The sequence below is a fragment of the Kitasatospora saccharophila genome (genome assembly GCF_039529925.1).
GTDB lineage: Bacteria > Actinomycetota > Actinomycetes > Streptomycetales > Streptomycetaceae > Kitasatospora > Kitasatospora saccharophila.
In genome coordinates, this window is sequence record NZ_BAAANS010000005.1 from 62,963 (window position 1) to 88,565 (window position 25,603).

General features: G+C 73.6%; 25 protein-coding genes and 1 tRNA gene. 4 read left to right on the plus strand and 22 right to left on the minus strand.

What is annotated here, in order from left to right; translation table 11 throughout:
• Positions 1 to 4 precede the first annotated feature (4 nt).
• From ABD345_RS05560 to ABD345_RS05605, 10 genes are all read right to left on the minus strand, one after another.
• Positions 5 to 1,078, minus strand: coding sequence for a polyprenyl synthetase family protein (locus ABD345_RS05560; RefSeq protein ID WP_344550630.1), 1,074 nt, complete (start codon positions 1,076 to 1,078; stop codon positions 5 to 7).
• A gap of 86 nt (positions 1,079 to 1,164) precedes the next feature.
• Positions 1,165 to 2,562 carry a hydroxysqualene dehydroxylase HpnE gene (gene hpnE / locus ABD345_RS05565; protein WP_344550631.1) on the minus strand — a complete coding sequence of 466 codons (1,398 nt, stop codon included), beginning with the start codon at positions 2,560 to 2,562 and terminating at the stop codon, positions 1,165 to 1,167.
• A 94-nt stretch (positions 2,563 to 2,656) separates the two neighbouring features.
• Entirely contained in the window at positions 2,657 to 3,514 is an 858-nt protein-coding gene (hpnD, locus tag ABD345_RS05570; RefSeq protein ID WP_344550752.1) for a presqualene diphosphate synthase HpnD, read from the minus strand.
• 41 nt (positions 3,515 to 3,555) lie between these two features.
• Positions 3,556 to 4,476: a squalene synthase HpnC gene (hpnC, locus tag ABD345_RS05575; protein ID WP_380272697.1), complete on the minus strand. Its 921-nt coding sequence runs from the start codon at positions 4,474 to 4,476 to the stop codon at positions 3,556 to 3,558.
• Between the two features lie 192 nt (positions 4,477 to 4,668).
• Positions 4,669 to 5,481, minus strand: coding sequence for an ABC transporter ATP-binding protein (locus ABD345_RS05580; RefSeq protein ID WP_344550634.1), 813 nt, complete (start codon positions 5,479 to 5,481; stop codon positions 4,669 to 4,671).
• Entirely contained in the window at positions 5,474 to 6,445 is a 972-nt protein-coding gene (locus ABD345_RS05585) for an ABC transporter permease (protein WP_344550635.1), read from the minus strand. The genes ABD345_RS05580 and ABD345_RS05585 overlap by 8 nt, the downstream gene beginning before the upstream one ends.
• Before the next feature lie 117 nt (positions 6,446 to 6,562).
• Positions 6,563 to 7,447 carry a glycosyltransferase family 2 protein gene (locus ABD345_RS05590; protein ID WP_344550636.1) on the minus strand — a complete coding sequence of 295 codons (885 nt, stop codon included), beginning with the start codon at positions 7,445 to 7,447 and terminating at the stop codon, positions 6,563 to 6,565.
• Entirely contained in the window at positions 7,444 to 8,181 is a 738-nt protein-coding gene (locus ABD345_RS05595) for a CDP-alcohol phosphatidyltransferase family protein (protein ID WP_344550753.1), read from the minus strand. The genes ABD345_RS05590 and ABD345_RS05595 overlap by 4 nt, the downstream gene beginning before the upstream one ends.
• A gap of 70 nt (positions 8,182 to 8,251) precedes the next feature.
• Entirely contained in the window at positions 8,252 to 9,313 is a 1,062-nt protein-coding gene (locus tag ABD345_RS05600) for an iron-containing alcohol dehydrogenase family protein (RefSeq protein ID WP_344550637.1), read from the minus strand.
• A complete protein-coding gene (locus ABD345_RS05605) occupies positions 9,301 to 10,056 on the minus strand; it encodes a phosphocholine cytidylyltransferase family protein (RefSeq protein ID WP_344550638.1) in 756 nt (251 codons plus the stop codon). The genes ABD345_RS05600 and ABD345_RS05605 overlap by 13 nt, the downstream gene beginning before the upstream one ends.
• Positions 10,057 to 10,498: 442 nt before the next feature.
• Between ABD345_RS05605 and idi the strand changes: the two genes are divergently transcribed.
• Positions 10,499 to 11,110: an isopentenyl-diphosphate Delta-isomerase gene (gene idi, locus ABD345_RS05610; RefSeq protein ID WP_344550639.1), complete on the plus strand. Its 612-nt coding sequence runs from the start codon at positions 10,499 to 10,501 to the stop codon at positions 11,108 to 11,110.
• A gap of 81 nt (positions 11,111 to 11,191) precedes the next feature.
• Here idi and ABD345_RS05615 read toward each other — a convergent pair whose 3' ends face one another.
• Positions 11,192 to 11,734: an ATP-binding protein gene (locus tag ABD345_RS05615; protein ID WP_380272701.1), complete on the minus strand. Its 543-nt coding sequence runs from the start codon at positions 11,732 to 11,734 to the stop codon at positions 11,192 to 11,194.
• 453 nt (positions 11,735 to 12,187) lie between these two features.
• On the opposite strand from ABD345_RS05615, the gene ABD345_RS05620 reads away from it, so the two are divergent.
• Positions 12,188 to 12,275: transfer RNA gene (locus tag ABD345_RS05620), tRNA-Leu, on the plus strand.
• A gap of 133 nt (positions 12,276 to 12,408) precedes the next feature.
• On the opposite strand, the gene ABD345_RS05625 is transcribed toward ABD345_RS05620, so the two are convergent.
• The 4 genes from ABD345_RS05625 to ABD345_RS05640 all read right to left on the minus strand — a co-directional run bounded on the left by ABD345_RS05625 (position 12,409) and on the right by ABD345_RS05640 (position 15,595).
• Positions 12,409 to 13,233 carry a hypothetical protein gene (locus ABD345_RS05625; protein WP_344550640.1) on the minus strand — a complete coding sequence of 275 codons (825 nt, stop codon included), beginning with the start codon at positions 13,231 to 13,233 and terminating at the stop codon, positions 12,409 to 12,411.
• Positions 13,223 to 14,257 (minus strand): hypothetical protein, encoded by a 1,035-nt coding sequence (locus ABD345_RS05630; protein WP_344550641.1) that lies wholly within the window; start codon positions 14,255 to 14,257, stop codon positions 13,223 to 13,225. Before ABD345_RS05630 ends, ABD345_RS05625 begins: the two co-directional genes overlap by 11 nt.
• Positions 14,257 to 14,964 carry a WXG100-like domain-containing protein gene (locus tag ABD345_RS05635; protein ID WP_344550642.1) on the minus strand — a complete coding sequence of 236 codons (708 nt, stop codon included), beginning with the start codon at positions 14,962 to 14,964 and terminating at the stop codon, positions 14,257 to 14,259. The genes ABD345_RS05630 and ABD345_RS05635 overlap by 1 nt, the downstream gene beginning before the upstream one ends.
• A gap of 202 nt (positions 14,965 to 15,166) precedes the next feature.
• Positions 15,167 to 15,595 carry a MerR family transcriptional regulator gene (locus ABD345_RS05640; protein WP_344550643.1) on the minus strand — a complete coding sequence of 143 codons (429 nt, stop codon included), beginning with the start codon at positions 15,593 to 15,595 and terminating at the stop codon, positions 15,167 to 15,169.
• Positions 15,596 to 15,686: 91 nt separating this feature from the next.
• Here ABD345_RS05640 and ABD345_RS05645 point away from each other — a divergent pair, with 91 nt between their 5' ends.
• Entirely contained in the window at positions 15,687 to 17,165 is a 1,479-nt protein-coding gene (locus ABD345_RS05645; protein WP_344550644.1) for an MFS transporter, read from the plus strand.
• Here ABD345_RS05645 and ABD345_RS05650 read toward each other — a convergent pair.
• Complete coding sequence (locus ABD345_RS05650) at positions 17,135 to 17,545, minus strand: Fur family transcriptional regulator (protein WP_344550645.1); 411 nt, start codon at positions 17,543 to 17,545, stop codon at positions 17,135 to 17,137. The two genes, ABD345_RS05645 and ABD345_RS05650, sit on opposite strands and share 31 nt — an antisense overlap.
• A gap of 189 nt (positions 17,546 to 17,734) precedes the next feature.
• Here ABD345_RS05650 and katG point away from each other — a divergent pair, with 189 nt between their 5' ends.
• A complete protein-coding gene (gene katG / locus ABD345_RS05655; RefSeq protein WP_344550646.1) occupies positions 17,735 to 19,957 on the plus strand; it encodes a catalase/peroxidase HPI in 2,223 nt (740 codons plus the stop codon).
• Between the two features lie 65 nt (positions 19,958 to 20,022).
• On the opposite strand, the gene ddaH is transcribed toward katG, so the two are convergent.
• From ddaH to tsrT, 6 genes are all read right to left on the minus strand, one after another.
• Entirely contained in the window at positions 20,023 to 20,832 is an 810-nt protein-coding gene (ddaH, locus tag ABD345_RS05660) for a dimethylargininase (RefSeq protein ID WP_344550647.1), read from the minus strand.
• Positions 20,833 to 20,910: 78 nt separating this feature from the next.
• Positions 20,911 to 22,266, minus strand: coding sequence for an FAD-binding oxidoreductase (locus ABD345_RS05665; protein ID WP_344550648.1), 1,356 nt, complete (start codon positions 22,264 to 22,266; stop codon positions 20,911 to 20,913).
• Positions 22,263 to 22,691 (minus strand): avidin-fold protein, encoded by a 429-nt coding sequence (locus tag ABD345_RS05670; protein WP_344550649.1) that lies wholly within the window; start codon positions 22,689 to 22,691, stop codon positions 22,263 to 22,265. Before ABD345_RS05670 ends, ABD345_RS05665 begins: the two co-directional genes overlap by 4 nt.
• Positions 22,688 to 23,041, minus strand: a complete 354-nt coding sequence (locus ABD345_RS05675; RefSeq protein WP_344550650.1) for a cupin domain-containing protein — start codon at positions 23,039 to 23,041, stop codon at positions 22,688 to 22,690. Before ABD345_RS05675 ends, ABD345_RS05670 begins: the two co-directional genes overlap by 4 nt.
• Positions 23,042 to 23,071: 30 nt before the next feature.
• Positions 23,072 to 23,812, minus strand: coding sequence for a response regulator (locus ABD345_RS05680; RefSeq protein ID WP_344550651.1), 741 nt, complete (start codon positions 23,810 to 23,812; stop codon positions 23,072 to 23,074).
• 63 nt (positions 23,813 to 23,875) lie between these two features.
• Positions 23,876 to 25,603, minus strand: coding sequence for a tryptophan 2-C-methyltransferase (tsrT, locus tag ABD345_RS05685; protein ID WP_344550652.1), 1,728 nt, complete (start codon positions 25,601 to 25,603; stop codon positions 23,876 to 23,878).

The window sequence follows — 25,603 nt, forward strand, 5'->3', positions numbered from 1 at the left end:
TACGTCACCTCTCTCTGACCACCACGAATTCGGCGAGTGCGACGAAGTGCTCGCGCACCTCGTCGGCCATGGGCACCTCGCCGAGGGCGGCGAGGGCGGTGTCGTACTGGCGGCGGGCCTCTTCCTGCGTCCAGGCCCGGCCGCCGGCCCGCTCGATCAGCGCGGCGCGGGCGGCGAGCAGCTGCTCGCTCTCCTCGCCGCGGCCGGTCGGGTCGGCCAGCTGTGCGGCCAGCTCGCGGGAGGCGGCGCCCCCCTCGGCCAGCGCGGCGCACACCGGCAGCGACTTCTTCCGCGACTGGAGGTCGCTCCAGTGCGGCTTCCCGGTCACCTCGGTGGCGCCCCAGATGCCCAGCAGGTCGTCCACCGCCTGGAACGCGAGCCCGAGGTGGTAGCCGTACCGCTGGAGCGCGTCGGACACCCGGTCGTCGGCGCCGGCCAGCACCGCGCCGATCGCCGCCGAGGCCGCCAGCAGGGCGCCGGTCTTGCCGCCCTCCATGGCCAGGCACTCCTCGACCGTCACCGCGTCGCGCTGCTCGAACGAGACGTCCAGCGCCTGTCCGTCGATCAGCCGCCGGGTGGCGGTGGTGATCAGCCGGACGGCGCGGGCGGCGTCGGCCGGGTCGGCCCCGCCGGTCACCGCGGCGTCCAGCAGGACCTCGGTGCCGAGGGTGGCCAGCGCGTCGCCGACCAGCACGGCCTGCGCCGGGCCGAACACCGTCCAGGCGGTGGCCCGGTGCCTGCGCGTCTCGTCACCGTCCATCAGGTCATCATGGAGGAGCGAGAAGTTGTGCACCAGCTCGACCGACACGCCGCCCGGTACGCCCACCTGCGCGTTCGCGCCCACCGCCTCGGCCGACAGCAGGGCCAGCGCCGGGCGCACGGCCTTGCCGCCGTCGCCCGCGGCGGGCTTGCCGTCCCGGTCGATCCAGCCGAAGTGGTAGGCGGCGACGGTGTCCATCGGTGCCGCCAAACGGGCGACGGCCGCGCGCATCGGCGGCGTGCAGAGCGTGCGTCCGCGCGCCAGCAGGTCGAGGACGGTCGGGGTGTCCTCGACCGTCGAGCCGGTGCGTGCCTCCACGTGCGTTCCCTCTCGGTACGTCCGGCCGGCCGCGGCGGGCGGTCGGACGGGTGCGGTGTCAGTGGTCGGGGGGCGGGGGCTCGGCGTCATCGTGGCCACCGCCCGTCTCCCCGGTCGACCGGGAGCCGGCCGTGGCCGGCCAGGGCGGCGTCGGCCGCAGCGTGGCCGCTGCGCACCGCACCCTCCATGGTCGCTGGCCAACCCGTGGCCGTCCAGGACCCTGCGAGCAGGACGCCGGGCACCGCGGTGCGCGCGCCGGGGCGCAGGGCGGCGGTTCCGGGCGCCGGGTCGAAGGTCGCGGTGCGCTCCCGGGTGACGAAGAAGTCCAGCACCCGGGCCCCGCGGGCGGCGGGCAGCAGCCGCTCCAGCTCCGGCAGGTAGCGGGCGCGCAGCTCGGCGACCGGCAGGTCGATCTCGTCCTCGACGGCGGACTGCGAGACGGCCAGGTACTGGGCGCCGGGGACGGCCAGCCCGGAGTGCCGGGTGCGGTCGAAGACGAACTGCACCGGGGAGCCGAGCGCCGCGAAGAACGGACGGCGGACCAGCCGCCGGTCGTAGACCGCGTGCACGTTGAGGATCGGGGCGGTGCCGAGCTCGGCCAGCCGGTACCGGGCCGGGATCGCGCCGTCCGGCAGCAGGGCGGCCGCGGCGTCCTGGGCGCCGGCCAGCACCACGGTGTCGGCGGTGAGCAGTTCGCCGCCCTCCAGCCGGACGGCGTTCTGCTCGGCGGCCTTCAGCTCGGCGACCCGGCTGCGCAGCCGGACCCGGACGCCGGCCCGCTCCAGCTCGGCCACCGCCCGGTCGTGGTGGATCTCGCCGAGCGGGACGTTCGCCGCGCCGATGTCGGCGGCGCCCGGCTCGGAGAGCAGGCCGGTCTTGAAGACCATCGCGGCCAGCGCCATCGAGGTGCGGTCGGCGGTGGCGTTCAGGGTGGCCACGCCGACCAGGTCCCAGACGGCGGCCACGGTGGCCGGGGTCTGGCCGTGCCGGCGCAGCCAGTCGCCGAAGGAGAGGTCGTCCAGCGCCGGGTCGGCGAGGTCGAGCTTCTGCAGGGCGAGCGCGCCGCGCACCACCCGCAGCCGGTCGGCCGGGCTCAGGTGCCGGTAGGTGGCGAGGCTGCCGGCCAGGTGCAGCGGGACGGGCAGTTCGGCGCGGCGCAGCCGGCCGAGGGTGCGGGTGCCGTCGGGGGCGACCGAGAGCACCGGCACGTCCAGCCGGGGCTGGAGGTCGACCAGGCCGTTCGCGCCGAGCCGGTCGACCAGGCCGCGGTAGGCGGTGCAGCAGCGCAGGTAGACGTGCTGGCCGTTGTCGACGGTCAGTTCGCCGCGCTTGAAGGAGAAGGCCAGGCCGCCGAGCCGGGGGCGGGCCTCCAGCAGGGTGGTGCGCACGCCCGCGTCGGCCAGGCGGAGGGCGGCGGTGATGCCGGCCAGGCCGCCGCCGACCACCACCGCGGTCCGCTCGCGCTGCGCTGTCGGCGTGCTCATCGATCCTCCCGGACGGCGGTGGACGGTGGGCACAACAACGTGCGCATGCGTCGTGATTCCCTGTTGACACAGCGTGACAGAACTGGCGCGAGAATCAAGAACGCCCTCCGGCGAGCCCGGACAGTGCCACGTACGCCTTCTCCCAGCCCGGCAGGGAGACCCGGCCGCGGAGCACCGCGCGCGGGTCGGCGGAGATCCGGCCGAGCAGGCGGTGGTAGATCCCGGCCATCGCGGCGGTGGCGGCGCGGCTGCGGCGGTCGAGCATCGGCAGCAGCCGCAGGCCCTCCTCGAAGGCGCGCTGGGCGCGTTCGGCCTCGAAGGCGACCAGGCCGGTGAAGTCGGCGCCGACCGGGAGGGCGGGCAGGGCGAAGCCCTGCTGGCAGCCGAACCGGACCAGGTCCTCGGTGGGCAGGTAGGTGCGGCCGTTCAGGGCGTCCTCGCGCAGGTCGCGCAGGATGTTGGTGAGCTGCAGGGCCAGGCCCAGGGTGTCGGCGTACTCGGCGCCGCGCTCCCAGTCCTCGCAGCCGTAGACGCCCAGCGAGAGCCGGCCGACCGAGCCGGCCACGCAGCGGCAGTAGACCTTGAGCTCCTCGAAGGTGGCGTACTCGACGCCCTTGAGGTCCATCTCGACGCCGTCGACCAGTTCGTCGAAGCCGCCCAGCGGGATCGGGAAGCGGCGGGCCGCGTCCGCCAGGGCGACCTTGATCGGGTCGGTGTCGTCCTCGCCGACCGCGCCCGCCCGGACCTCGTCCAGCAGGACCCGGGTGCGGGCCAGCGCCTCGGCCTTCTGCTCGGCGGGCAGGTCGCCGTCGCCGATGTCGTCGACCCGGCGGGCCAGCGCGTACAGCGCCGACATCGCCAGCCGCTTGGCCTCGGGCAGCAGCCGGATGCCGTAGCTGAAGTTGCGGGCCTGCAGGGCGGTGACCGCCTCGCAGTACCGGTAGGCCGCCATGACCGGCGCGGACGCCAGTGGTGATGCCCCCACGCGGGCGCTCACCTTCCCTTCGCGAAGAGTGCCGCCGCCCGGCCGGCCAGGCGGCGCTTGTCGGGCTTCGCCCGGTGCGCGAGCACGTCGAACCTGACCGCCTCGACGGCGTCCAGGGCCGCGTACCCGCCGGCGGTGAATCCCGCCAGCAGCAGTCGGAGCCTCCCGTGAACCGTACCCACCAGCGGCGCGCCGCGGTCGAGCAGGGTCCGGGCCCGGCTCGCCTCCCAGGCGATCAGCTGGCGCACGCCGCGGCTCGCGGTGTCGGCGGCGAGGTCGTCCTCGGTGACGCCGAAGACCGCGAGGTCCTCCTGCGGGAGGTAGATCCGGCCGCGTTCGAGGTCCTCGGCGACGTCCTGGAGGTGCTCGACGATCTGCAGCGCGGTGCAGATCGCGTCGGACAGCTCGATCCGCTCCGGGGTGGCGCGGCCGGCCAGGGCGAGCACCAGGCGGCCGACCGGGTCGGCGGACAGGGTGCAGTAGTGGCGCAGGTCCGCGTAGGTGGCGTAGCGGGCGGTGGTCTGGTCCACCCGGTTGGCCTCGATCAGCCGGCGGAACGGCTCGGGGGTGACGGCGTGCCGTTCGACCAGCGGGACCAGCCGGCGCAGCAGCGGGTGCCGGGGCTCGCCGGGGTCGCTGCCCAGGACGGTGCCGTGCGGGGCCGGGTCGTCGCCGAGGGCGGTGGCGAAGACCCGGTCGAGGTCGCGCTCCAGGCCGTCCAGCAGGGCGAGCCGGAAGCCCTCGTCGCCGGGCCCGCCCGGGACGTCCAGCAGCCGGGCGACGGCGGCCGGGTCGGCGAGGTCGCCGTCGCCGGCGTCGTCGACCAGGCGGGCGAAGCCGTAGACCGCCATCAGGTCGCCGCGCCAGGCGGCGGGCAGGAAGCCGGGGGCGACCGGGAAGTTCTCCAGGTCGGCCTTGTCCAGCGTCACCGCCGCTGTCTGGTTATCTGACTTAGTTGAATCCGACACTGCCGTCACTCCCCCGTTCTACACCGGGCCGCACCGCCACCGCGCCACGGACACGCATCCGCCGTCGCCCCTTCACCCGCCGCACGGCGCAGGGCCGGTGCCCGGGGATCCGCTCCCCGCGCACCGGCCCTGCGCCCCGCGACCCGCCCCCGTTCAGGGGCGGTCGCCCTTCTCGTAGCGGCGCACCACCTCGTCGGTGTGCCCGTCCATGATCAGCTCGCCGTGCTCGATCCAGATCGTCCGCTCGCAGGTCTCGCGGATCGCGTTGTTGTCGTGGCTGACCAGGAAGACCGTACCGGCCTCCTTGCGCAGCTCGTTGATCCGGGCCTTGGAGCGCTGCTGGAAGCCCTGGTCGCCGGTGGCGAGGGCCTCGTCGATCAGCAGCACGTCGTGGGTCTTCGCCGCCGCGATGGAGAACCGCAGGCGGGCGCCCATGCCGGAGGAGTACGTGCGCATCGGCAGCGAGATGAAGTCGCCCTTCTCGTTGATGCCCGAGAAGTCGACGATGCCCTGGTAGCGCTTGCGCACCTCGGACGGGGACATGCCCATCGCCAGGCAGCCGAGCACCACGTTGCGCTCGCCGGTCAGGTCGTTCATCAGCGCCGCGTTGACGCCCAGCAGCGAGGGCTGCCCCTGGGTGTAGATGCCGCCGCGCTCGGTCGGCAGCAGGCCGGCGATGGCCGCCAGCATGGTCGACTTCCCGGAGCCGTTCGAGCCGATCAGGCCGATCGCCTCGCCCTTGTACGCGGTGAAGCTGACCCCGCGCACCGCGTGCACCTCGCGGATCGTGGGCGACTTCTTCCGGGTGATGATCCGGCTCAGCGCCGAGGTGGCGCTGCCCTTGCCGGAACCGGCGCCGTGCACCTTGTAGACGATGTGCACATCGTCCACCACCACGGTGGGGACCTGGGCCTGGTTGTCCACCACGGTGGTCTCCTTGACGGTGTCGAGAGCTGCGTCAGCCACGGCCGTACTCCTCCTCTGCCTTCCAGAAGAACACGAAGCCGACGGCGAAGGCGACGACCCCCCAGGAGGCGGCCATGATCCAGATGTGGTCGGGGAGGATCAGCGCCTTCGGCAGCGCGTTGCCGTGGGCGTCCCAGCCGCCCGGGTAGAGCTTCTTGTCGAAGCTCTCGGGCATGAAGGCGTAGCGGATCAGGTCCATGTAGACCACGGCCGGGTTCCACGAGTAGACCGTCTGCCAGATCGGCGGCCACTTCTCGATGAAGCTCGACACGCTGTACATCACGCCCGAGACGTACATCCAGGTGCGCAGCAGGAACGGCATCAGCTGCGAGATGTCGGAGGTCTTGGAGCCGATCCGGGCCATCACCAGGGCGAGGCCGGTGTTGAACATCGACTGGAACACCAGCGCCGGGATGATCAGCAGCCAGGTCATGCCCGGGGTGATGCCGTTCAGCAGCACGATGACGACCAGCACCACCATCGAGATCAGCAGCTGCTGGAGCTGGATGATGGTGAAGGCGATCGGCAGGCTGGCGCGCGGGAAGTGCAGCGCCCGGATCAGGCCCAGGTTGTCGGAGATCGACCGGGTGCCGGCCTGGATCGCGCTCTGCGAGAACTGGAAGATGAAGACGCCGATGCACAGCCAGGCGATGTAGTTCGGGACGGTGTCCCGGTTGCTCATGATCAGACCGAAGACCAGGTAGAACACCGCGCAGTTCAGCAGCGGGGTGAGCACCTGCCAGACCTGGCCGAGCTTCGCCGTGGTGTACTGCGCGACCAGCCGGGCGGTGGCGAACGCACTGATGAAGCTGCGCCGGGCCCAGAGCTGGCGGACGTACTGCGGCAGGCTCGGACGCTTGCCGCTGACGGACAACCCGTACTTGTCCGCCAACTGCTTCGGGGTCAGACCCGCGTCGGAACCCCTTGGTGCGGAGAGGTTCACCGGGTCACTCAGTGTCGACACATTCGTCCTTCAGGGGGTCGAAATCCCCCGCCGGGGGGACGGGGCGGGGGACCGGGGCGTACCACGGGAGCTCTGGTCTGCTTGGTGATCGGCCGGGGGAGGGCCGAACCGCCGCGATCAGATGATTGGCGGTCTGCCGAGCCTGGTCAAGCGCCAGACGGTGGACCACTTCATCGGCCGGCGCGGGCCGCAGGACTCCTTCCAGCCTGCCCGGAAACCGCCGAGCCAGGCCCGCAGCCCCTCCTTCGAGGGACGCCGGAGCACGGTCAGCAGGAACCAGGTTCCCAGGTAGAGAGGCACCAGGGGGGCCGGAAGGTTCCGCCGGGCCAGCCAGACCCGGTTGCGGGCCACGTTGTGGAAGTAGGCGGCGTGCCGGGCCGGGGAGGTCGCCGGGTGGTGGAGCACCACGTCCGGGCGGTAGTCGATCGACCAGCCGGCGTCCAGCGCGCGCCAGGCCAGGTCGGTCTCCTCGTGCGCGTAGAAGAACTCCGCCGGCAGCTGCCCGGCCCGCGGGAACACCGCGCTGCGCACCGCGCTGGCGCCGCCCAGGAAGGTGGTGACCCGGGAGCCGTGCATCGGGTCGCTGGCGCGCAGCCGGGGCACGTGCCGGCGCTGGGTGGTGCCGGTCTCCGGGTCGGCGATCCGGAACGAGACGATGCCCAGCGCCGGGTCGGCGGTGAACGCCGCGCGCAGCAGCTCGGCCGAGTCGGTGTTCGGCAGCAGGCCGTCGTCGTCCAGGAAGAGCACCGCGTCGACGTCCCGGCCGTCCGGGCCGAACAGCTCGATGCCGACGTTGCGGCCGCCCGGGATGCCGAGGTTCTCCGGCAGCTCGGCGGTGCGCACCCCCGCGGGCAGCGGGGGCAGCGGGGCGCCGTTGCCGACCACCGCGAGCTCCACCGGCGGGCCCTGCTGGGCGCGCACCGACTCGATCAGCGCGTTCAGCTCGGCGGGCCGGTTGCCCATGGTGATGATGACCGCGCCGAGGCGGAAGGCGTCGCTCATCGCAGCCTGCTGGACAGCACGATGGACAGCAGGTGCAGGACGGTCTGCAGCACCGCGATGGCGGCCAGCACCACGACCGCGAGCCGGGTGAAGAACAGGTCGCCGCGGACCGCGTCGGCGATGCCGGCGGCCAGGATGAACAGCGACGCCTCGACCGCGCCGACCAGGCGGTGGAACTTGAGCAGCGAGGCGGCCCGGCGGGCCTTGGCCACCGTGTTCGAGCGCGGCACCGAGGCGCTGTCCTCGACGGCGGTCATCCCGGAGCGGGCGCGGGCCACGTCGACCAGGTCGGTCTCGGACTTGATCAGGATCGCGCCGAGCGCGGCCAGCGTGCCCAGGAAGGCCCACTGCCAGGCGGCGTGCGCGCCCTCGCGGTGGAACAGGTCGGCGGCGCGCAGGCCCAGGCCGGTCAGCAGCGCGGCCTCGGACATGTAGTGGCCGACCCGGTCCAGGTAGACGCCGGTCAGCGAGGTCTGCCGGCGCCAGCGGGCCACCTCGCCGTCCACGCAGTCCAGCAGCAGGTAGACCTGGATCAGCACCGCGCCGAGCACCGCGCCGGTCAGGCCGGGCACCACCAGGGCGAGGCCGGCCAGGATGCCGGTGAGCATCATCAGGTAGGTCAGGCCGTTGGGCGTGATGGCCGTGACGGTCGACAGGACCCGGGTGATCCGCAGCGAGATCTTCCGCATGTAGAGGCGGCCGGCCCAGTGCTCGGCGCTGCGGCGCTGCAGCATCCCCTCGGGATGGATCACCGCCCGCAGTTCCTCGATCGACGGGCGCCGGGTGAGGTCGACCGGCGGACGTTCAGCTGTTGACGGCTTGGACATAGTCGGCGTACGCGTCCCTGATGTCTGTGGCGGAGAGGTCGAGGTGTTCGAGGATGGTGAAGCGCCCCGGTCTGGTGTTCGGAGCGTAGTGCACCGCTTCGGTGAACTCCGCGTCGGTGAAGCCGAGCTGATCGGCGGTCACCGGCAGGCCGTGGAAGCGCAGGCGCTCCACGATCAGCCCGGACAGCTCCCGTTCGCCCCGCAGGTGGCAGGCGAAGGCGGCGCCGAGGCCGACCTGCTCACCGTGCTGGCCGGGCCGTTTGGGGTGCAGTTCGACCAGGGCGTGCGAGATCTCGTGGCAGGCGCCCGAGCTGGGCCGGGTGCTGCCCGCGATGTTCATCGCGATGCCGGACAGTACCAGGGCTTCCGCCAGCGTGGTCAGCAGGTCCGGGTCCTCCAGGGTGCCCGGGTGCCGGAGCAGGTTCTCGCCCGCCGAACGGGCCATCGCGACGGCCAGTCCGTCGACCGGTTCGCCGGTCACCGCGTGCGAGAGCTCCCAGTCCGCGCAGGCGGAGATGTTGGAGACCGCGTCGCCGATCCCGGCCGCCACGAACCGCTTCGGGGCCTTGGCGATCACGTCCAGGTCGACCACGATGCCGATCGGGCTGGGCACCCCGTAGGAGCCGCGGCCGGCGTCGTTGTCGAGGGTGGAGACCGGGGAGCAGAGGCCGTCGTGGGCGAGGTTGGTGGCGACCGCGACCACGGGCAGGCCGACCCGCGCCGCGGCGTACTTCGCCACGTCGATGATCTTGCCGCCGCCGAGGCCGACCAGGGCGTCGTAGTGGCCGCGGCGGATCTCGTCGGTCAGCCGCACCGCGCTGTCCAGGGTGCCGTCGGCCACCCGGTACCAGTCGGCGCCGGGCAGCGCGGGCTCCAGGCGCTCGCGCAGCAGTTCGCCGGAGCCGCCGCTGATCGCCACCGCGATCCGGCCTCCGGACGACAGCCGCCGGTCGGCCAGGATCCCGCCGAGCGAGTCGAGGGCGCCCGCGCGGATCTCCACGAAGACCGGCGAGGGCACCAGGCGGGTCAGTACTGGCACGCGATCTCCCGGGCCTTGGCGAGGTCGTCGTGGTTGTCGACCTCGACCCAGGAGACCTCGCCGATCGGCTGCACGTCGACGGTCAGGCCGCGGTCGACCATCTCCTGGTAGCCGTCCTCGTAGTACAGCTGCGGGTCGCGCTCGTAGACCGCCTTCAGCGCGTCGGCCAGCGGGCCGGCCGCCGAGGGGTTGATCACGGTGACGCCGATGTACTCGCCGGTGGCGTCCAGCGGGTCCATCAGCTTGGTGATCCGGCGCACCCCCAGCTCGGGGTCGACGACGACCTTCATCTCCTCGTCGGCGAGCTTCTTCACGGTGTCCAGCGCGAGCAGGATCCCGGGGGCGCGGCCCTCCTTGATCCGGCGGTCGTTGCCGTCCAGCATGGTGCGCTGCACCGAGGCCGGGTGCACGGTGTCGCCGTTGGCGAGCAGCAGGCCCTCGGCGAACAGCTCGCGGGCGCACCACAGCGAGTAGGCGTTGTTCCACTCCTCGGCCTTGTCGTTCTCGACCAGGGTGAGCTTCACGCCGTACTTGCGCTCCAGCTCCTGCTTGCGCTCGTGCACCGCCTCCTTGCGGTAGCCGACCACGATCGCGGCCTCCCGCAGCCCGACCTCGGCGAAGTTCCCCAGGGTCAGGTCGAGCACCGTCCGCTCACCGTCGACCGGCACCAGCGCCTTGGGGAGGGTGTCGGTGTACGGACGGAGCCGGCGGCCGGCGCCGGCGGCCAGGACGAGGCCGATCATGCGGGACTCCAAGGGGGACTCGGGGGTCGCGCGGCGCCGATCCGGGTCGGAGGTACCGTGCGGGTCTGGTGCGGCCGCGGCTGCGGCGCGCCGGGCGGACGGCCGCTGCGGGCCGCCCGGTGCCACTGATGGTAGGCGACCCCGTCGACCAGCCAGAACGCACCCCCGCACGGTTCGCCGATCGTTCCGGGGCGTTAGGTGAACGTCAGGTGACCGGTGCCGATCGCGGGTCGAACACTTCTGCCAGTGGTGCCGCCGTCCTCCCCCGGGGAGTGCGTCGCGGCCCCGCCGGGGCCCGCCCATGCGGCAGACTTGGGCCCCGACGCCGTCGGCGGACCGGCCGGTCCGGGCCGACGCGCGCAGCCGACCCCAAGGAACGGGGCGGGCGGCCCGGGGACCACAGCCGGGCGGCGGCCCCGGTCCACGTGCCGAAAGGGGCATTGTGCCCATGAGCCCTGCTGTCAGCCCGACCGAGGCCCTCTCGCCGGAGACCGTCACCCCCTCCGGGGCCGCACCGGGCGAGATCCTGCTGGAACTGGTCGACGACGACGGCCTGACCATCGGGACCGGCGAGAAGCTCTGGGCCCACCAGCAGCCGGGCCGGCTGCACCGGGCGTTCTCGGTCTTCCTGTTCGACCGCCAGGGCCGGATGCTGCTGCAGCGCCGGGCCCTCGGCAAGTACCACTCCCCCGGCGTCTGGTCGAACACCTGCTGCGGGCACCCCTACCCCGGCGAGCAGCCGTTCCTGGCCGCCGCCCGCCGCACCTCCGAGGAGCTCGGCGCCGCCCCGGCCCTGCTCTGCGAGGCGGGCAACGTCCGCTACGACCTGCCGGACGAGGCGTCCGGGCTGATCGAGCGGGAGTGGAACCACCTCTTCGTCGGGCTGATCACCGCCGACCTGGAGCCGGACCCGGACGAGATCGAGGACACCCGGTTCGTGACCGCGGCCGAACTGCGCGAACTGCGGGCCGCGAAGCCGTTCTCGGTGTGGTTCGAGACCGTGTTCGAGGCGGCGCTGCCGGGCATCCGGGAGATCGCCGGGCACGACTGGTAGCACCCGCGGGTCCGCGGGGCCGGGCCGGCCGGGCCGGCCCCGCGGGCGGAACCGCCGCGGCGGGGTGGTGCCCGGCCCGGCTCAGTAGTCGGGGTCGTCGTCGGGGTCGGCCTCCGCGTCCGGCCCGGCGGCCCCGGGGCCGGGCAGCGGCAGGCTGGCCCAGATCACCTTGCCGCCGTCCTCGGTGCGCTCCACGTCGCACTCGCCGCCCGCCTGCAGGGTGACGCTCTTGACCAGCAGCAGCCCGCGCCCGCCGGGGCGGGCCGGGTCGTTCTCCTGCGCCTTGGGGCGGTACGGGTGGCCGTCCAGCACCGAGACCCGCACCCGGTCGGGGTCGATGGCGAGTTCGCAGACCACCTCGGGCGAGAGCACCGCCGCGTGCGTGACGGCGTTGGAGACCAGCTCGGAGACGATCAGCAGCAGGTCGTCCACCAGCTCCTGGTAGCGCTCCCCCGCCATCCCCTGGGCCAGCAGCCGGTCCCGCACGGCGTGTCTGGTGCGCGGCACCGACGCCTCGTGGGAGAGCGCCGAGAAGCGCCACACCCCGGGTTCCGGCCCCGGTCCGGGTTCGCGGCCGGGCCACCAGGTCGCGGTGACCGGGACCGCCTTCTCCGTCTGTTCCACTGCACGCCGCCCTTCACGCGGTGACGGGAGGCTCCCGCGCCGGGGTCCGGCCGGCGACGGCTGTCGGGAATCGGGCGTTCCGCTCAAGGCTCCCTGGTCCACAGAGGCTAGGAGAGCACCACCCGGCGACCCGCACCGGGACTGGAACTACGCGTGTCGTGAAGGTTCCCGACCGATTCGGTGCGTGTTGTGCGCCGTCCTGGCCGGTCGCGGCGCACCCCGGACCGACTGTTGCCGCCAGAACGCCCGTCCGAAATCGCCCCCGGGCCCGCCACCAGCGCAATCGCCCTCCGCTCCCCCACCCCGCCGCCCGGCTTGTCCGGTTCTGCCCGCATCCCCGGCGGGCGGCCGTCCGCGCCCCCGAAAACGCAGGTGAGAAGCACTCCCCGGGCCTGGTAATGTTCTCTCTGTCGCCAGGGGGCGACCGAAAGGAAGCCCCGAGGTGAACACCCGGTCCGGGTGGCGGAATGGCAGACGCGCTAGCTTGAGGTGCTAGTGCCCTTTATCGGGCGTGGGGGTTCAAGTCCCCCCTCGGACACCAGTGAGAGACCCCTGCTTCGGCGGGGGTCTTCTGCTTTTCCCGGCCGGAACGCGACGGCCCGGCCGGAGTGCCGCCGCGCGGCCGGAGCGCCGCCGCCCGCCCGACGGCCGCGGGGCCGCCGGGCGGGGTTCGGTCAGCGCGGGGGCAGCAGGTCGGTGCGGTGGGGGGCCAGGTCGGTGACGCTGTCCGGGTCGGCTTCCACCGTGTACCGGGTGTGCGTGCCGTCGGGGGCGGTCTCCTCGTCCAGCTGGTTGGCGTCGGCGAAGCCCCAACTGCCGCCGGTGTAGACGCCCTTGATCCGGCCCTCGACCGTGCCGACGGCCTCGAACGGGCCGCCCCGCCACTGGAACGTCCAATGGGTGCGGTACCAGGCGTCGAGCTGCTCCGGGGGGACCGCGCCGCCCCCGGCGAGGGCGACCAGCCCGTGCGGGTCGACCGCGGGGGCGGCCCGGTGGGTGGTGCCGCCGAGGACGGCGTGGCAGCCGGGGCGGAAGTGGTCGGCCTCGGACAGCCGCCGGGCCAGGTCGAGGCGCGGGGCCAGCAGGTCCTCGCGGTGCTCCTCGGGCTCGGTGACCTCGGCGAGCGGGAAGGCGCCCCGGTAGCCGGTGACCCGGCGCTTCAGGTGCTGCCGGGCGAACTCCCGGTCGTCGCCGAGGTAGTTGCCGGAGACGGTGGTGTCGACGCGGTCGGTGCACTCGAAGGGCTCGCCGCGCCAGTGGAAGGTCCAGTGCACGGCGTACCAGGCGTCGAGCCGCTCGGGCGGCAGCGGGTAGCCGAGCACCGAGCCGTCGGCGGCGAGCCGGGGGGCGACGTCCTCGGGGGCGGGGACGCCGGGGCCGGGGAGCAGTTCCACGCAAGGCCACAGGCCGGCGGCGGCGCGGGCCGGGTACACCGCCCCGCCGTAGACCGCGAACTCGCCCTTCACCGGCTGGTGACGGTCCGAGGGATCAGTTGTCATAGTACTTCCACAGCCCATCGCTCTTGTCGAAGCGGCCGACGGCCTCTTCCGTCCCGTCGGCGTTCATCCGCCAGATCTCCGCACCGTGCGGGAAGCCGGTGGGCTTGGCGTCCCACTCCGGGACGCCGCCGCCGGTGTAGCCGGTGCCCAGGAACGGTGCGTCCCAGTTCTTTCCTGCATTCTGCCCGGCCATGCCCGCGACGCGGTCGGCCAGGGCCTGGTCGTTGACCGCGCCGAGGGTCGGGGCGGCCTCCATGCCGTGCGGGGCGGGGAAGCGCAGCTGGTATGCCTCGGACGCGCCGGGCGGCACCGGGGTCCAGCCCGCGCCGCCGTCGTCGAGGGCGAGGCCGTTGCGCAGGTCGTCCATGCTGCGCAGGTCGGCGGTGTCGGAGCCGCGCGCGATGGAGCCGCGGAACTCGCCGGGGTCGAAGGCGCGGCCGCCGAGCGTGGTGGAGTTCTCCAGGTAGGCCTCCGCGACGTCGGGCTTGACGATCTTGGTGACCATGCGGCCCTCGTCCAGCTTGATCGCGTCGCGGACCTGGACGACCTGGCGGGCCTCCTCCTCGGTCAGGCTGTTGGTGGGGCTGAGGCGCAGCCGGTCGTGCTCGGCGCGGTCGAGGCCGTGGGGGGCCAGTTCCTCGTCGATCTGCTGCTGGTAGCTGGGGCCGTCGCGGAGCGCCCCGTTGCCGTACTGCTCGGTCTCCAGCGGGCCGGGGCCGGACGGGGTGCGCGGGCTCGGGACCGTTCCGGCCTCGCCGGCCAGGGCGGACTCCTCGCTCGCCAGGCGCGGGCCGGCCGCCTCCAGGTCCTTCGGGGCCGCCACCTTGAGGTCCCGCGGGGCCACCGCCCTGAGGTCCTCGGCGATCTTGGTCTCGGTGGCGGCGTGGGCGGCGAGGTTGCGGGCGCCCTTCTCGGCGGCCTCCTCGACGACGGCGGCGTGCTTCTCGGCGATCTTCGGCAGCGAGTCCATGGCGTCGTTCTTGAGCGCCCGGAAGACCGCCTGCTCCTCTCCTCCGGCCGCCATCAGAACGCCAGCCTCTCGAGCCCGCCGCGCAGTTCCTGCGCGTGGCCGCGGAACGCCTCGGTGTGGGCGCGCATCGTCCTCAGGTGCTGGTCGGCCAGGTCGGCGTCGAGGCTGAAGCCGTCCGCCGCACCCGCCGCGCCCGAGGTCTGGCCCCAGTCCAGGCCGGACATGGCGTGCTCGATCTTGGCGAAGAGCGGTTTGGCCGCGGCCTCGATGATCTCGCCGATGATGTACTGGATGATCTGCTGCTTGAGCGTCTCCAGCAGTTTCTTCCCGGCCTCCACGATCACCGGCACGGCGGCCTCGGCCAGCCCGAAGGTGGCCACGGCGGCGGCCTGGTCGGCGATGAAGGTGGCGGCCATGACGCCCAGTTCGACCAAGGCCTCGACCTTCTGCCCGATGATCACCTCGGCGCCGATCTCCAGCGCCTCGGCGAGCAGGGTGCAGCCCATCACGAGTTCCCGGGTGTGCCGCTCGGAGAGCTCGGACCAGCCGGACTGCATCCGCTGGGTGGCGGCGCCCTGGTATGCCTGGGCGAAGGAGGTCATCGCCCGGGTCGCCTCGGCGTGCGTCCGCTCCACGGCCTGGCCGAACTGCCGCACCATGGCGGCGAAGGCGCGGACCTCGTCCTCGTTGATGTAGGGCCAGGGCACCCCGATGACGTTCAGGAACGTCACCACCGGTGCCGGTAGGTCGTCGATGGCCACTGCGCATCCCCCGTGCAGTCGTTCGGACTCGCCGCGGTCGCGGGCGGGTCGGGCGGCCAGACTGTAGCGCAGTGGCCAACGGGGTTCGGGCAGCGCTGATTGGCGCCCTGACCTGGGGTAAAGGCTTGTTCAAGGGTGCACCGGAGACCGGTGCGCGGACGGCCTCCGCGGCGCGGTGACCGGGGCCGGGGTCAAGGTTTGTTCAAGGCTGCGGGTCCCAGAGGCCCTCGGCGCTGCCCTCGGCCAGGCGGGAGCGGTAGGTGGTGACCTTGTGGTCGATGCGCGCGAGGTGGTCCTGGAGTTCGGCGAGGCGCGCGGCGGTCTCGGCGCGGTGGGCTTCGAGGAGGGCGAGGCGGGCGGCCTCGTTGCCGTTGCCGGCGGCGACGAGTTCGGCGTAGCGGCGCAGGGTGCGGATCGGCATGCCGGTGGCGCGCAGCCGGGTGCAGATGTCGATCCACTTGAGGTCGCGGTGGTGGTAGCGGCGGCGGCCGCCGGGGGTGCGGTCGATCTCGGTGACGACCAGGCCGGCCCGCTCGTAGTAGCGCAGGGTGTGGACGCTGACGCCCGTCCGCTCGGCGGCCTCGGCGATGGTCAGTCCTTCGACGGGAATCTCCGGCTTGATTTCGAGCACGCTCGAAATCGTAGCGTCGGTGCCGCCGACCGGGCGGGTCGGAGCCGGCGAGGGGCCGGCCCCCGCCGCGGCGGCGGACGGAGGCGGGACGGTGTCCGAACCGGACGGACGGCGGAGGCGGTTGGTGCTCGCGGTGTGCTGCCTGAGCATGGCGCTGGTGGTGCTGGACGTCTCGGTGGTGAACGTGGCGCTGCCCGCGGTCCACCGGGACTGGGGGGCGTCGGTGGCGGCGCTGCAGTGGACGGTGGACGCGTACACGCTGGTGCTGGCGGCGTTCCTGCTGCCCGCGGGGGCGGCGGCGGACCGGTGGGGGCGGCGGCGGGTGTTCGTGCTGGGGCTGCTGGTCTTCGGGCTGGGGTCGGCGCTGTGCGCGCTGGCGCCGGGGGCCGGGGCGCTGGTGGCCGCGCGGGCGGTGCAGGCGGTGGGCGGGACGATGCTGAACCCGGTGGCGATGGGGATCGTGGCGACGACGTTCCCGGAGCCGGCCGAACGGGCCCGGGCGATCGGGGTGTTCGGGTCGGTGTCGGGGCTGTCGCTGGCGCTGGGCCCGGTGCTGGGCGGGGCGCTGGTGGACGGCTGGGGCTGGCGGGCGGTGTTCTGGGTGAACCTGCCGGTGGTGGCGGCGGGGGTGGCGGGCGCGCTGCGCTGGGTGCCGGAGTCCCGGGCGGAGCGGGCCCGGCGGTTCGACCCGGTGGGGCAGCTGCTGGTGGTGCTGGTGCTGGGCGGGACGGTGTTCGCGCTGATCTCGGCGGGGCGCTCGGGCTGGTCGGCGCCGTCGGTGTGGGGGCCGCTGGCGCTGGCGGCGGCGGCCGTCCCGGTGCTCGGGCGGTACGAGGCGCGGCGGGCGGACCCGCTGCTGGAGGTGCGGCTGCTGCGCGGGCCGGTGGTGGCGGCGCTGGTGCTGGCGTTCGCGGCGCTGGGCGCGTTCGCGGCGTTCCTGTTCGCGGCGACGCTGTACCTGCAGGGAGTGCGCGGGATGTCCGCGCTGGACGCGGGGCTGTGCCTGGTGCCGGCGGGGGTGCTGATCCTGCTGCTGTCGCCGCGGACCGGGCGGGTGGTGGGCCGGTGCGGGCCGCGCGGGCCGCTGCTGGTGTCGGGGACGGCGCTGGCGCTGGCGGGCGCGCTGCTGCCGGCGGTGGGCCCGCGGACGCCGGTGCCCGCGCTGCTGGCGGTGTTCGCGCTGGTCGGGGTGTTCCAGGGCACGGTGAACCCGCCGATCACCGACACCGCGGTGTCGGGGCTGCCGGGGTCGATGGCCTCGACGGCCGCCGCGCTGGCCTCGACGGCCCGGCAGACGGGTTCGGCGGTGGGCGTGGCGGTGGCGGGCGTCCTGCTGGCGCCCGGGGTGGCGGCGGGCGGCGCGCGGTTCACGGCGGCGGCGCACGGGGTGTGGTGGCTGCTGCTGGCGGCGGGGGTGCTGATCGCGGTGCTGGGCGCGGCGGGGCCGGGGGCCCGGCGCGGGGCGGCTGCGGCACCGGCTCCGGCACCGGCTCCGGTGGCTCCCGTCGCGGCGGACGGTGCGGGGGCCGGGGCGGGGCGTCAGGCGCAGTCGGGGCAGAGTCCGCGGTAGGTGACCTCGGCGGTGGCGACGCTGAAGCCGAAGCGCTCGGCGGCGGGGAGGGCGGCGAGCGGGTCGCCGGTGGGGTGGACGTCCCGGATGGTGCCGCAGGCGGAGCAGACCAGGTGCTGGTGCGGCTGGTGGGCGTTGGGGTCGTAGCGCTTGGCCCGGCCGTCGGTGGCGACCTCCAGGACCTCACCGAGGGTGACCAGCTCGCCGAGGGTGTTGTAGACGGTGGCCCGGGAGATCTCCGGGAGGCGCTCGGCCGCGCGGGCGTGCACCTCGTCCGCGGTCAGGTGGACGTGGTCGCCGTCGAGCACCTCGGCGACCACCCGCCGCTGGGAGGTCAGTCGCCAGCCGCGGGACCGCAGTCGTTCCAGCAGATCACTCATCTCGTTCACCCAATCAGCTCAACATTCGCCCGAACTGTACAGCGGGCGTCATCGGACTCCCGATTCGAGCGGGACCACCACCCGTTTGACCCTCTTCTTGACTTAGACTCGGTCTATCTTAGGATCGGCTCCGAAGAAGAGCCAGACGCCCGTCGCAGAGCGCTATCCGCCCGACCCGGAGGGACTCCCATGCCCGAGAACGACGACGCCATCGTCACCGACCCCAAGTCCGAGGGTGCGGGCGGCTGCCCGGTCGCGCACGGCCGGGCCGCGCACCCCACTCAGGGCGGCGGCAACCGGCAGTGGTGGCCCAACCGGCTGAACCTGAAGATCCTGGCGAAGAACCCGGCGGTGGCGAACCCGCTGGGCGCGGACTTCGACTACCCGGCGGCCTTCGCCTCGCTCGACCTGGCCGCCGTCAAGCGCGACATCGAGACCGTGCTCACCACCTCGCAGGACTGGTGGCCGGCCGACTTCGGCCACTACGGCCCGCTGATCGTCCGGATGGCCTGGCACAGCGCCGGCACCTACCGGATCTCCGACGGCCGCGGCGGCGCGGGCGCCGGGCAGCAGCGCTTCGCCCCGCTCAACTCCTGGCCGGACAACGCCAACCTGGACAAGGCCCGCCGCCTGCTGTGGCCGGTGAAGCAGAAGTACGGCCAGGCGCTGTCCTGGGCCGACCTGCTGATCCTGTCCGGCAACGTGGCGCTGGAGTCGATGGGCTTCGAGACCTTCGGCTTCGGCGGCGGCCGGGCGGACGTCTGGGAGGCCGACGAGGACGTGTACTGGGGCCCGGAGACCACCTGGCTGGGCGACGAGCGCTACACCGGCGACCGCCAGCTGGAGGAGCCGCTGGGCGCCGTCCAGATGGGCCTGATCTACGTCAACCCGGAGGGCCCCAACGGCAACCCGGACCCGCTCGCGGCGGCCCGCGACATCCGCGAGACCTTCCGCCGGATGGCGATGAACGACGAGGAGACCGTCGCGCTGATCGCCGGCGGCCACACCTTCGGCAAGACCCACGGCGCCGGCCCGGCGGACAACGTCGCCGCCGACCCCGAGGGCGCGCCGCTGGAGGAGCAGGGCCTCGGCTGGAAGAGCGCGTACGGCTCCGGCAAGGGCGCCGACGCGATCACCTCCGGCCTGGAGGTGACCTGGACCAACACCCCCACCACCTGGGACAACTCGTTCTTCGAGATCCTGTTCGGCTACGAGTGGGAGCTCACCAAGTCCCCCGCCGGGGCGCACCAGTGGAAGCCGAAGGACGGCGCCGGCGCGGACACCGTGCCGGACGCCTTCGACCCGGCGAAGAAGCACGCCCCGCAGATGCTCACCACCGACCTGTCGCTGCGCTTCGACCCGGTGTACGAGCAGATCTCCCGCCGCTTCCTGAACGACCCGGCGGCCTTCGCGGACGCCTTCGCCCGCGCCTGGTTCAAGCTGACCCACCGCGACATGGGCCCGGTCGTCCGCTACCTCGGCCCCGAGGTGCCGTCCGAGGAGCTGCTCTGGCAGGACCCGCTGCCGGCCGCCCAGGGCGAGCCGGTCGACGCGGCGGACGTGGCGGAGCTGAAGGCGAAGCTGCTGGACTCCGGCCTGACCACCGCCCAGCTGGTGTCCACCGCGTGGGCCTCGGCGGCGTCCTTCCGCGGCAGTGACAAGCGCGGCGGCGCGAACGGCGCCCGGATCCGGCTGGAGCCGCAGCGCGGCTGGGAGGCCAACGACCCGGAGCAGCTGGCGCAGGTGCTGCGGGTGCTGGAGGGCGTGCAGCAGGAGTTCAACGCGCGGGGCGGCAAGCAGGTCTCGCTGGCCGACCTGATCGTGCTCGGCGGCACCGCGGCGGTCGAGCGGGCCGCGAAGGAGGGCGGCGTCGAGGTCGAGGTGGGCTTCCGCCCGGGCCGGGTGGACGCCACCCAGGAGAAGACCGACGTCGAGTCCTTCTCGGCGCTGGAGCCGCAGGCCGACGGGTTCCGCAACTACCAGGGCAAGGGCACCCGGCTCCCGGCCGAGTACCTGCTGGTGGACAAGGCCAACCTGCTGAACCTGTCCGCCCCCGAGCTGACCGTGCTGGTCGGCGGCCTGCGGGTGCTGGGCGCGAACACCGGCGGCTCGCAGCACGGCGTGTTCACCGACCGCCCCGGCACGCTGTCCAACGACTTCTTCACCAACCTGCTGGACCTGGGCACCACCTGGGCGCCGGTCGCCTCCGACAACACGGTCTACGAGGGCCGGGACGCCTCCGGCGCGGTCAAGTGGACCGGCACCCGGGCCGACCTGGTGTTCGGCTCCAACTCGGAGCTGCGGGCGCTGGCCGAGGTGTACGCCTCGGCCGACGCCAAGGAGAAGTTCGTCAAGGACTTCGCCGCCGCCTGGACCAAGGTGATGGAGCTGGACCGCTTCGACCTGGTGTGAGCGTGAGCTGACGGAGGGCCCGGACCGCTGCTGCGGTCCGGGCCCTGCGGCGTCGCGGGCGGGGATCAGTGCCGCAGTTCCAGGGTGCAGCACTTGACGGCGCCGCCGGCCCGGAGCAGCTCGGTCAGGTCGACGCCGATCGGGGTGAAGCCGCGTTCGCGCAGCCGCTCGGCGAGCCGGACGGCGGCCTCCGGGAGGACCACGCGGGCGCCGTCGGAGACCGCGTTCAGGCCGAACACCCGGGCGTCGTCGGCGTCGGCCAGCACCGCGTCCGGGTAGAGGCGCTCCAGGGTCGCGCGGGACGCGGCGTCGAAGGCCGGCGGGTGGTACATGATCTCGGTGTCGCTGAGCACGGCGAGCGCGGTGTCCAGGTGGTAGTAGCGCGGGTCGACCAGCCGCAGCGGGACCACCTCGCGGCCGAGGAACTCCGCCGCCTCGGCGTGCGCGGCCGCCTCGGTGCGGAAGCCGGTGCCGGCCAGGATCCGCTCGCCGACCACCAGCAGGTCGCCCTCGCCCTCGTTGACGTGCTCGGCGTCCTTGACCTCCCAGCCGCGCCGGCGGAACCAGTCGGCGTACGCGGGGCCCTCGGCGGCCCGCTCGGGGTGCCGGAAGCGGGCCCCGAGCACCCGGCCGTCCAGCGTGGTGGCACCGTTGGCGGCGAACACCATGTCCGGCAGGCCGGGCAGCGGCTCGATCAACTCGACGGTGTGGCCCAGGCGTTGGAACAGCGCGTGCAGCTGGTCCCACTGGGCGAGGGCGGTGCCGGTGTCGGTGGGCTTCGCCGGGTCCATCCACGGGTTGATGGAGTAGTCGACGGTGAAGTGCGCGGGCCGGCACATCAGGTAGTGGCGCGGGGTGGCGGTTCGCGGCGACACGGTGGTGTCTCCTTCCGGGCACGGAGGATCGACCGACGGTCGGTCGGTCGTGTTTCCTCGCGGGGGGATCGGGGTCGTTCAGCTGCCGACGGACTGCGGGAAGGCGAACAGTCCGTCCGGGTCGTGGCGGCGCTTGGTGGCGACCAGCCGCGGGTAGTTCGCACCGTAGTAGGCGTCGCGCCAGTCCCGCAGGTCCGGGTCGGTGAAGTTCAGGTAGGCGCCGCCGGTCGCGTGCGGGGCGATCAGCTGGTCGAGGCCGGCGAGGTGGTCGAGGTGCGGGGCCGGGTCCTCGCCGGGCAGCCAGGAGGTGTCCAGGCTGACCAGGTACCGGGCGTCGCGGTGCACGAACGCGGTGGCCGCCGGGTCGACCCGGTTGATCGCGCCGCCCCAGCCGAACAGCGCCAGGCCGCAGCCGTCGGTGTTGCCGCTGGGGGGCGCGGCCGCGAGGTGCGCCAGGGCGGCGTCCAGGGCCCCGGGCGGCAGCGGGCGGGTGGCGAAGTGGGTGCGGACGGCGAACGCCCCGCCGCTGGTCTCGTGCTTCAGGTGGTCCATCGCGTCCCAGAACGCCCGGTCGGCGATCTCCGCGCGCAGCGGCGGGGCGGCCGCGAACGCCGGGGCGAGCAGTTCGCGCAGCTCGGCGGCGCTGCCCAGGTGCAGGCCGACGGTGGAGACCAGGGTGCGGCCGCCGGAGCGGGCGACGCCCAGGCGGAGCGAGGTCTCCTCGGGCGCGGTGAGCATCAACTGCTGGACGGCGGCCAGGACTCCGGGGGCGTGGACGGCCTCCCAGAGCAGCACGCAGGTGGCCGCGGCGGGGGCCTCGACGGCCTGGAAGGTCAGGTCCAGGTTGATCCCGAAGTTGCCGCCGCCACCGCCCCGGCAGGCCCAGTACAGGTCCGCGTTGCGCTCGGCGTCGCACTCCAGGACCTCCCCGGCCGCGGTGGCCAGGGTGGTGGCGCGCAGCGTGTCCGCCGTCAGCCCGAACCGGCGGGAGGTCGCGGCCGAGCCGCCGCCGAGCGCCAGCCCGGCGATCCCGACGCCCGCGCCGTTGCCCAGCGGCAGCGCCAGCCCGTGCGGGCGCAGCGCCGCGTACAGCGCGCCGGTCAGGACGCCGCCGCCGACCGTGACCCGTCCGGTGCCGGGGTCGACGGTGATCGCGTCCAGCGCCCGCAGGTCCACCACCAGGCCGGAGTTGACGGAGTGCCCGGCGTACGAGTGCCCTCCGCCGCGCGGCACGATCGGCACCCCGTGGTCGCGCGCCCAGTCGACGGCCCGCAGCACGTCGGCCGTGTCGGCGGCGCGCAGCACGGCGGCGGGCGCGCGGTGCGCCCAGCGCTCGTTGAACGCGGCGGAGGAGGCGCGGAAGCCGTCGTCCCCGGGGCGCAGCAGGGGGCCGGTGGTGTGCTTGTCGAGCAGCGCCCAGTCGACGGGGGTCACGGGGCGACCTCTTCGATGGTGGAGGTGCCGGTGCCGGGCCGGGGGCCGTAGCGCTCCCAGGTCTCGTGGAGGCGGATCCGGCCGTCGGGGGTGAGGGCGGGGGTGTTGCGGGTGCGGCCGCAGACGACCTGGCCGTCGGTGAGGACGAAGGTGTAGCCCATCGCGAGGGTGCCGTCGGGCTGGCGGGTGCCGGCCGTCCAGCCGCGTCGGATGCTGCCGCCGGTGACCTCGCCCCAGACCAGGTCGCCCTGCTGGTGGTAGACGGCGACGGTGCGCTGGTCGCCGTCGGGGGCGTGGAAGCGGCGGCCCTCGTAGTCGAGGCGGTGGAGGTCGTCGGGACGGTGGAGGTCGGCGGGGTGGCGAGGGACGTCGGGGTGGCGAGGGGCGGCGGGTTCGCGGGGTTCGGCGGGGTGGCGGGGGTTCACGCCTGCCACCAGATGGCGTAGTAGGCGAAGTCGGTGTCGTGCGGGTTGGCGACGGCGTGGTCGGAGTCGGCCGGGAGCAGGACGAGGTCGCCGGCGGCGACGGGGTGGCGGTGGCCGTCGGGGGTGCGGACCTCGCCGCGGCCGCTGATGCAGATGAAGAGTTCGCGTTCGGTGTGCTGGTGGGTGTCGGTGAGGTCGCCGGGGCGCAGGACGCACCAGGCGCCGTGGAAGGGGGCGGTCAGTCCGTCCCAGGGGTGCAGGAGCTTGAGGTCGAGGCCGTGGGCGCGTTCGAGCCCTTCGGGTTCCTGGCGGCGGATCACCAGGCCGGGCGGCAGGCCGGTTTCGGGCATGGCGGGGCTCCGTTCTGGGGGTGCGGCGGGTCAGCGGGCGGCGGCGTGGCCGAGGCCGGCGTCGCGGGCGAGGACGAGGGCCTGGGCGCGGTCGGCCACGCCGAGCTTGCCGAGGATGTTGGAGATCCGGTTGCTGACGGTCTTGGAGGCGAGGGCGAGTTCCCGCGCGATGACGGTGTTGGAGCGGCCGGCGGCGAGGTGTTCGAGGACCTGCCGTTCGCGGTCGCTGAGCTGCGGGAACGGGTAGCTGCGCGGACGCTGGCCGGTGCCGATCAGGGTGCCGAGCCGGGCCGCGATGGTGCGGTCGAGGATGGCCTCGCCGGCGCCGACGGCGTGGATGCCGCGGACGATCTGGTCGGCGGTGGCACGTTTGACCAGGTAGCCGCGGGCTCCGGCGTGGAAGGCGGCGGCGACGGCCTTGTCGTCGTCGTACGGGCTGAACACCAGGACGCCGGTCCCGGGGGCGAGGCGCAGGACCTGGCTGATCATCCGCATGCCGGTGCCGTCGTCCATCTGCGGGTCGAGGACCAGGACGTCGGGGCGGTGCCGGGAGGCGGCGGCGAGCACTTCGCCGGTGGTGCCGGCCTCGTCGACCACGGCCGCGCCGCCGCCCGCCTCGACCATCGAGCGGACGCCCTGGCGGACGGCGGGCTGGGCGTCGGCGAGCAGCACGGTCAGTGGCGTGGTGGTCCCGTGCTGGTTCATCGTCCCCTCGCGGCGTGTGGTGGTGCGGCGGTGGTGCGGTGCGGTGCGGTGTGCGGAGTCGATCACCGGTAGTGATGATTCCGTTACCTCATCATGATCCGATCAATCCGGCGCCTCAAGTGCGCAATGTCATGCAGGAGTTGGCAGATGTGAGGATTGGGCGGCCGTCTCCCGGGCCTTGCGCATGATCTCCTCGCGGCCGCGCCAGTGCGACCAGAACGCGCCGGTGTAGCCGAGGCCGCCCAGGCTGGTGAGGAACGGGTTGTCGGCGTAGTTGTTGTCGTGCTCGCTCATGCCCTCGACGGTCGGCAGCATGACCCGGTGGTGGTCGGCCGGGTCGATCAGCGCCCACAGGTCGGTGACGGCGCCGTGCCAGCGCTCGGCCGGGTCGGCGGCGCGGGCCGGGTCGGGCAGCAGGTCGGGCGAGAAGTAGCAGACCAGCCGGAAGTTGCCGTGCTCGTCGAACATGAACTGCCGCTCGTACTCGGCCGGGGAGGAGCACATCCGCAGCGGCTTGAGCACGATCGGGCCGTCGGCGGTGTTGGACTGCAGGCCGGGGACGGTGCGCACGCCCGCGCACTGCTCGGCGATGTCGATGCCCATCGGGGTGTACGGGAACAGCCGCAGGCCGAGCGAGAAGCCGGTGACGGTGGCGTCCAGCGCCATGAAGGCGTCCACGCAGGCGCGGACCGTCTCGGGGGTCTCCCCCGGCATGCCGAACAGCGCCTCGACCATGGTGAGGATGCCGCGTTCGTGGCAGAGCCGGACCAGCCGTTCGGTGTCTGCGAAGGTGTAGTAGGTGCCGCCCTTCTCGGTGACCTTCCAGCCGCTGAGCACCTCGGGGCGGATGTGGTCGCTGCCGACGTTGACGCCCCGGCAGCCGGCCTCGGCCAGCAGGTCGGCGAACTCCTCGTCGAACGGGCTGGGTTGGCAGTAGACCCAGAGCCGCAGGTCGTTCAGCGGGTTGGCCGGGTCGGCGTGCCGGCGGCGGACGATCTCCCGCAGCAGGTTCTTGGCGTGCGCGATCGACAGGTTGAACTCGCTGTCGGTGGTGTGCTGGTCCAGGATGCCCTGGGCCGCCAGCGACTCCATCTCGTCCACCACCGAGGCGAGTTCGCGCTGCCCGTAACGGGTGCCCTTGGCGTCGGGCTCGACGCAGTGCGAGCAGCGGTAGGCGCAGCCGTTCTTGGTCAGGATGGAGCCGAGGCCGCCGCGCCGGTAGTACTCCAGGTTGTCGACCCGGTGCGGCAGGCCGGAGCGCCGCCGGTACACCGAGAGCCGGTCGACCTGCCACACCCGTGGCTCGAACTGGCCGGTGGCCTCGGCGAGTTGGGTCTGACCGTGGCGGACGGTGAGCACCGCGGGCGGCACCCGGACGGCGCCCCGGTCGGTGTTGCGGATCAGGCCGGGGATGCCCGCGGTGTCGCGGCCCTCGGCGATCGCGGCGGCCAGTTCGCAGAGGATCTTCTCGCCGGGGCCCTTCACGCCGTAGTCGATGCCGAAGTACTCGACCAGCGCGAACGGCATGGTGGAGAAGCCGATGCCGCCGCCGACCACGGGCGCGTCGGTGAGCCGCCGGATCTCGGTGATGATCTCCCGGTGCTCACCGACGAACGGGCGCTGCTCGAAGGCGTACACGGTGTCGGTGTTGCGGACGGTCACCCCGACCAGCATCGGGGAGCGTTCGGCGAAGTACTCGTGCAGGCACGCCTTCCAGTCCTCGCGGCGGAAGGTCAGGTCGAGCACCTCCACCTCGAATCCGTCGTCCTCCAGCGCGGTGGTGAGCACGTCGAGGGCGTACGGGGCGATCGGCGGATGCACCTTGTTCGGGTTGACCAGCAGGACGAGTCTGCTCAT

Coding starts and splice junctions, on each gene's coding strand:
- hpnE (WP_344550631.1), bottom strand. CDS start 2,562: ATGAGCACGCCGACAGCGCAGCGCGAGCGGACCGCGGTGGTGGTCGGC.
- hpnD (WP_344550752.1), bottom strand. CDS start 3,514: ATGGCGGCCTACCGGTACTGCGAGGCGGTCACCGCCCTGCAGGCCCGC.
- ABD345_RS05590 (WP_344550636.1), bottom strand. CDS start 7,447: ATGAGCGACGCCTTCCGCCTCGGCGCGGTCATCATCACCATGGGCAAC.
- ABD345_RS05595 (WP_344550753.1), bottom strand. CDS start 8,181: ATGCTGCAGCGCCGCAGCGCCGAGCACTGGGCCGGCCGCCTCTACATG.
- ABD345_RS05605 (WP_344550638.1), bottom strand. CDS start 10,056: ATGATCGGCCTCGTCCTGGCCGCCGGCGCCGGCCGCCGGCTCCGTCCG.
- ABD345_RS05625 (WP_344550640.1), bottom strand. CDS start 13,233: ATGACAACTGATCCCTCGGACCGTCACCAGCCGGTGAAGGGCGAGTTC.
- ABD345_RS05630 (WP_344550641.1), bottom strand. CDS start 14,257: ATGGCGGCCGGAGGAGAGGAGCAGGCGGTCTTCCGGGCGCTCAAGAAC.
- ABD345_RS05650 (WP_344550645.1), bottom strand. CDS start 17,545: ATGAGTGATCTGCTGGAACGACTGCGGTCCCGCGGCTGGCGACTGACC.
- katG (WP_344550646.1), top strand. CDS start 17,735: ATGCCCGAGAACGACGACGCCATCGTCACCGACCCCAAGTCCGAGGGT.
- ABD345_RS05675 (WP_344550650.1), bottom strand. CDS start 23,041: ATGCCCGAAACCGGCCTGCCGCCCGGCCTGGTGATCCGCCGCCAGGAA.
- tsrT (WP_344550652.1), bottom strand. CDS start 25,603: ATGAGCAGACTCGTCCTGCTGGTCAACCCGAACAAGGTGCATCCGCCG.